Consider the following 5382-nt stretch of genomic DNA (forward strand, 5'->3'; position numbering starts at 1 on the left):
AAAGGAGCGTTTAAATCATCATCGCTAGCGGCAAAGTAAAGAACGGAGGATTCCCTCCCCTGCAAGGGGAGGGCCAGGGTGGGGATGGGATGCGCAGTTCTCCCCTGCTGGCGACGCCAAAAGCAGGTGTGCTGAAACGGATAAAGAAGCGAAATCTGTCTGAGCCGCAGGCGAGTTTATTTCGCTTCCCGTTTCAGTGCGCCTGCTTTTGGGAACCCGCGCAGCGGGCGTCGACTGGGGGGCGCCTTTCTTTGCTTCCTTTCTTTGGCGAAGCAAAGAAAGGAAGTGGCCCGCCGGGGCCAGTCCCGTCAAGTCTCTTCGGAGAACCAGAAGCGTCGTATCACCGGAGAGACTCTGCAATTCTGGATTCCCCCCTGTAAAACCCTGCACGGGAATGACAAGGGTTGTATAACTCAAACTGTGCAATTCCTGTGCTTCCTGCTTGTGATGGGAAGCCAATCCAAACTAATTTTTAATTAGGGAAAAGAGCGCCGTCATGCCCAACCTGAAATCCTTCCCCTCCGCCACCACCCGCATCATCGGCGGCGGTCCCGAATTCTCCGGCCCGGGCCCGCAAGTCATGGCCGCCGACACCCTGCAGGGCAACCGGGTCGTCAACCTCCAAAACGAAGACCTCGGCGAGATCCGCCACATCATGCTCGACGTGCCGAGCGGCCGCATCGCCTACGCCGTGCTGTCGTTCGGCGGCATTCTCGGCCTGGGCGACAAGTTGTTCGCCATTCCCTGGGACGCCCTGGTGCTGGATGCGGAGCGCGAGTGCTTCGTGCTGGACGCGGCCCGTGACCGGCTGGAGAACGCACCCGGCTTCGACAAGGATCATTGGCCGTCGATGGCAGACCCGACCTGGGTGGCGGAGGCGCATTCCTTCTATGGCGATCCGGCGTCGCCGGACACCAACTGAGTATTGAAATTCTGCAAATATTTTTTATTCGCATATAAACCTCTTGAAAAGCGATGGAGGCATTCCTATATCCCAACCAGCGGATGCTCAATGGAGGTCCGCCAGAACATATCGCTTACTTTTATGAGGATATTTAACATGCGTAATTTCGACTTTTCTCCCCTTTATCGTTCCGCCATCGGTTTCGACCGTCTCGCGCAGTTGTTCGACGAAGCGCAGCGCGCCGAATCGCAGCCCAGCTACCCGCCGTACAACATCGAGCTTGTCAGTGAAGACAAGTACCGGATCACCATGGCTGTCGCCGGCTTCGACCGCTCCGAACTCGAGATCGAGACCGAGCGCGATACGCTCAAGATCACCGGACGCAAAGTGAAGGAAGAGGGCAAGCGTACCTTCCTGCATCGCGGCATCGCCGCCCGTGACTTCGAGCATCGCTTCCAGCTCGCGGATCACGTCAAAGTGGTTGGCGCCAAGCTTGAGAACGGCTTGCTGAATATCGAACTCGCCCGCGAGATTCCTGAAGCGCTGAAGCCGCGCAAGATCGAGATCAACGGCGATAACGTGCAGTTCCTGGAGCGTCAGGCTGCCTAAGTCTCCGCCTCACTCGCTTCATCATAAGCAGTGCCGCGCCGGCAGGAAGTGGTTTCCTGCCGGCGCGTTTGCACGTCCACGCATTCATGGGGAGGCCGCATGATTTTCGTGCCGGAAAACGAGGTGGAGTTCACCGCCATACGGGCACAAGGCGCGGGCGGGCAGAATGTCAACAAGGTATCCAGCGCGATCCATCTGCGCTTCGACATCCGCGCGTCCTCGCTGCCGGAAGAGATCAAGAAGCGTCTGCTGGCCCTGCGGGATCAGCGCATCACCAGCGAAGGCGTGGTCGTCATGAAGGCGCAGACCCATCGGAGCCGCGAGAAGAACCTGGAAGAGGCGCTGCAGCGCTTGCAGGCGCTGATCGATAGCGTAGCAGTGACGCCGGTGCAGCGGCGGCCGACGCGTCCGACGCGCAACTCGCAGAAGCGGCGGCTTGAAGGCAAGAGCATGCGCGGCCAGGTAAAGGCGCTGCGGGGAAAAATCGTGGAGTGATTTCCACCGGGATGCGGCTTCCTATATGCCGGATTTCCGACGCTCGCCGGACGTGCGCTGTGGAAAACGACCGGCCCGTGCCGGTGGCAGATCAACGAACATGAACCGCCGTTGTCTATGCTGCAGAGACAAGCCGCCATCGAGCTTGACGTTCAATTTCATCCGGCCATGCCAGTTACGCCCCGTTACCCCCGCCTCGCATTCGTCGACCTGGAGACTACCGGCGGCGCAGCGGCGGACGACCGCATCACCGAAGTCGGCATCATCGAAGTCGATGCCGACGGCGTGCGGGAATGGAGCACGCTGGTCAATCCCGGCATGCCCATACCCCCGTTCATCCAATCACTCACCGGCATTACCAATGCAATGGTGGCCGATGCGCCAAGCTTCGCAGCGGTCGCCGACGACATCGCGGCACGTCTTGCGGACCGGGTGTTCATCGCTCACAACGCCCGCTTCGACTACGGCTTCCTGAAAAACGAATTCCGCCGGACCGGACATGAATTCCATCCTCCGGTGCTTTGCACCGTCCGGCTGTCGCGCAAGCTGTTTCCCGGTTTGGCCCGGCACAATCTCGATTCGCTGGTGGAAAGGCACAGGCTGAATGTCACGGAACGCCATCGCGCGCTGGGAGACGCGCAACTCATCTGGCAGTTCTGGCAAAAGCTGCGCGATGAGCATACGGTCGATGCGATCGAGGAGGCGATGGCCAAGCTGTTGAACCGTCCGACGGTGCCATCCAAACTCGACCCCTCGCAGATCGAGTCGATACCGTCGAGCCATGGCGTCTATCTGTTTTATGGTGAAAACGACCTGCCGTTGTACATTGGCAAGTCCAACGATCTGCGGCGCCGCGTCCTGGCGCATTTCAGCGGCGACCATATGTCGGCCAGGGAACAGCAGATGAGCCAGCAGATCGAGCGCGTGGAATGGCGCGAAACCCCGGGAGAGCTCGGGGCGCTGCTGCTGGAGGCAAAGCTGGTCAAGGAGCTGAAACCGGCGTACAACCGGCAGCTTCGCCAGAATGACGAGGTTTGCTCCTGGCGGTTGCTGCCGAACAAAGGCAGGCTTTTGCCGGTGCTGACGACCACCGAAGATCTGTTCTTCGGTTACGACCCGAATCTGTTTGGACTTTTCGTCAGTCCGCGCAAGGCAGGCGATGCGTTGCGTGCGATCGCCGATGCACACATGCTGTGTCATGTGCTGCTCGGATTGGAGAAGGGAAAAGCAGGCAAGCCCTGCTTCGCCAGCCAGGTCGGCAAATGCAGCGGCGCCTGCGCGGGACGCGAAAGCCTGGCATCCCATAATGAGCGCGTGGCGGCGGCGCTGGAGGGATGGCGCCTTCAGCCCTGGCCGTTTCGCGGCGCGATCGCAATCCGCGAGGGTGACGCGCTGCACATCGTCGATTGCTGGGCTTATCTCGGTACGGTCAACACACTTACCGATGCCACGGCACTGCTTCGACAAAGCCAGCCACGGTTCGACCGCGACGTCTATCAGATCCTGCAGCGCTGGCTGCCGCAATTGGACTGGCGGATAATCGTTCTTTGATGCCGCGCCATGTCCGCATGCCGTCAGATGAAGCGGCATGCGGCCATGGTGCAGCTGGAATGGGGTCCCGCGCTCAGCAGAAGACGGACCGCGGGAAAGGGACGCCGGCGATGTGCCGGTTAAAGCGGTCTTCGCTGCCTGTGGGATCGTCCCTGCCGCACCGGTTGGTGCGCGCTTCGTGCGCGTCTGGCGCCGCCGAGAGGCGTATGCATGCTGGGCCGCAGAATGCCGATGAGGTCGTCATCGGTCAACTCGAGGTCGTCATCGTCGTCGTCATTTTCGACCGACGCCAGCAGCATGCCGGTGGATCCCTTGCTCGTGCCGGAAGACTGCATTGCCCTCAGGACATCGGCATCGACGGCATCGGTGTACCGGCTGATATCCCAAGTGGTGGTCATGCTCTCCACCAGTTCGGCGGCGTTTTCCAGTTCCTCTTCCGTCACATCCACGGTCTCGATGTCTTCCGGGGGGAAATCCAGTCCGCCGAGAGCCCGGATGTCGCCGGCCCAGCGCAGGGTATTCAGCACCAGCGCCGGACCGCGCGGCGTCAGTACCGCGAGGTGCTGTTTCGATTGGATCACCACGTGGGCGATGCCAATCTTCTTGGTGCGATGCAATGTTTCGCGCAACACCGCATAGACCTTCTCGCCGCCGGGTGCGGGCGCCAGGTAATACGGTGTCTCAAAATACAGAAAGGGTACTTCCTTCGCTTCAACGAACGCGAAAATATCCACTGCATGGGTTGATTTGACATGGCCGATACCGATGTCTTCATCCAATAAAGTCACGTAGCGCCTTTCTTCTCTTGGTTTCTGACTGGGGATCGATGCGGCAAGCATGCCGCATCGGCGATTCACATAACAACTTGGTCAGTCACGCTCCTGTTCCCACCGCCGATGCAAAGGCGGATACGGGCTTGCAAGGCTGATCGGGGCAACCGCACCATCATGAGGGCCGGCGCGGTCTCATGCGGTGGAAGGCAAGGCGTCGATCTCCGCGTCGTCAATGCACATTCTTGCGGGACGTCTTTTTGGGTGCCGGTTCGGCGTCTTCATCTTCCTCTTCGGCGTCCAGTCCAAGTTCTTCGCGCAGTTCCATCTTGCGTTCCATGACCTGCTCAGCCATCGCGACGAGGTCGAGCTTTGCCTTTTTGGCCTTCTGGAACATTTCCTTCTCTTCTTCCTGCACGTGATGTTTCACGTACTCGCCCAGCACGGTGAATTTTGCGTCGTACAGTTCGTCGCCCGGCTGCATGGCTGCCAGTTCGGTAATCAGCTGCTTGGCGGTGTTATGTTCGACTTCCGCTTCATCAAGCATGTCCTCATCGTCGATGGCTTCGCGCAGCACCGGGTAGAAAAGCTCTTCCTCGAGTTGCGCATGGATGGTCAGTTCGGCGCAAGCGGTTTCCACCAGAAGCTGTTTGGCTTCCTGGTCGTCGTCTTCCTTTTCCTTCATCTTCTCGAATTGATCGAACATCTTGATGACTTTTTTATGGTCTTCTTTCAGCAGTTCGAGCAAATCCTGTGCTCCCTTGCTTGTCGTCTTGGGAGCGGCTTTGGCAGAGCTGGACTTTGCGGAAGTCTTGGAAGCTGCGTTGCGTGGCATAGTGATCTCCTTGGTTATGTAGCGTACGAAAGCAATCGCAAAGTCCATGCCATCAAGTGGCGCCTCGGGAGACAGGAGAAGGTCGCGGAACCTGTGTCTCGACGTAAATCAACGACTCGTCGAATTTCTTCCCGCTTCGTATTGTGGACGGCGAAATTTGTGAAGCCGCGCAAAAAAATGAAGAGCTGGCGATGTTTCCGGAGAGACGCCTGGCGTTC

Annotated in this window: 6 protein-coding genes; 4 read left to right on the forward strand and 2 right to left on the reverse strand. The window is 59.1% G+C overall.

The features are described from left to right. Positions 1 to 496 precede the first annotated feature (496 nt). The 4 genes from VGU61_RS17495 to VGU61_RS17510 all read left to right on the forward strand — a co-directional run bounded on the left by VGU61_RS17495 (position 497) and on the right by VGU61_RS17510 (position 3559). Positions 497 to 922, forward strand: a complete 426-nt coding sequence (locus VGU61_RS17495; protein ID WP_326860488.1) for a PRC-barrel domain-containing protein — start codon at positions 497 to 499, stop codon at positions 920 to 922. 138 nt (positions 923 to 1060) lie between these two features. Beyond that, entirely contained in the window at positions 1061 to 1513 is a 453-nt protein-coding gene (locus tag VGU61_RS17500) for an Hsp20 family protein (protein WP_326860489.1), read from the forward strand. Positions 1514 to 1612: 99 nt separating this feature from the next. After that, positions 1613 to 2008 carry an alternative ribosome rescue aminoacyl-tRNA hydrolase ArfB gene (arfB, locus tag VGU61_RS17505; protein WP_326860490.1) on the forward strand — a complete coding sequence of 132 codons (396 nt, stop codon included), beginning with the start codon at positions 1613 to 1615 and terminating at the stop codon, positions 2006 to 2008. Positions 2009 to 2176: 168 nt separating this feature from the next. Beyond that, the gene (locus tag VGU61_RS17510) at positions 2177 to 3559 is read left to right on the forward strand and encodes a 3'-5' exonuclease family protein (RefSeq protein ID WP_326860491.1); all 1383 of its coding nucleotides are present in this window, start codon (positions 2177 to 2179) and stop codon (positions 3557 to 3559) included. 119 nt (positions 3560 to 3678) lie between these two features. On the opposite strand, the gene VGU61_RS17515 is transcribed toward VGU61_RS17510, so the two are convergent. Next, on the reverse strand, positions 3679 to 4347 hold the full coding sequence (locus tag VGU61_RS17515) for a Ku protein (RefSeq protein WP_326860492.1): 669 nt from the start codon (positions 4345 to 4347) through the stop codon (positions 3679 to 3681). Between the two features lie 214 nt (positions 4348 to 4561). Then, the gene (locus tag VGU61_RS17520) at positions 4562 to 5164 is read right to left on the reverse strand and encodes a hemerythrin domain-containing protein (RefSeq protein ID WP_326860493.1); all 603 of its coding nucleotides are present in this window, start codon (positions 5162 to 5164) and stop codon (positions 4562 to 4564) included. Positions 5165 to 5382: the final 218 nt, after the last annotated feature.

Source organism: Noviherbaspirillum sp. (assembly GCF_035944575.1).
In the GTDB taxonomy this organism is placed as follows: domain Bacteria; phylum Pseudomonadota; class Gammaproteobacteria; order Burkholderiales; family Burkholderiaceae_D; genus Noviherbaspirillum.

Coding starts and splice junctions, on each gene's coding strand:
- arfB (WP_326860490.1), top strand. CDS start 1,613: ATGATTTTCGTGCCGGAAAACGAGGTGGAGTTCACCGCCATACGGGCA.
- VGU61_RS17510 (WP_326860491.1), top strand. CDS start 2,177: ATGCCAGTTACGCCCCGTTACCCCCGCCTCGCATTCGTCGACCTGGAG.
- VGU61_RS17495 (WP_326860488.1), top strand. CDS start 497: ATGCCCAACCTGAAATCCTTCCCCTCCGCCACCACCCGCATCATCGGC.
- VGU61_RS17520 (WP_326860493.1), bottom strand. CDS start 5,164: ATGCCACGCAACGCAGCTTCCAAGACTTCCGCAAAGTCCAGCTCTGCC.
- VGU61_RS17500 (WP_326860489.1), top strand. CDS start 1,061: ATGCGTAATTTCGACTTTTCTCCCCTTTATCGTTCCGCCATCGGTTTC.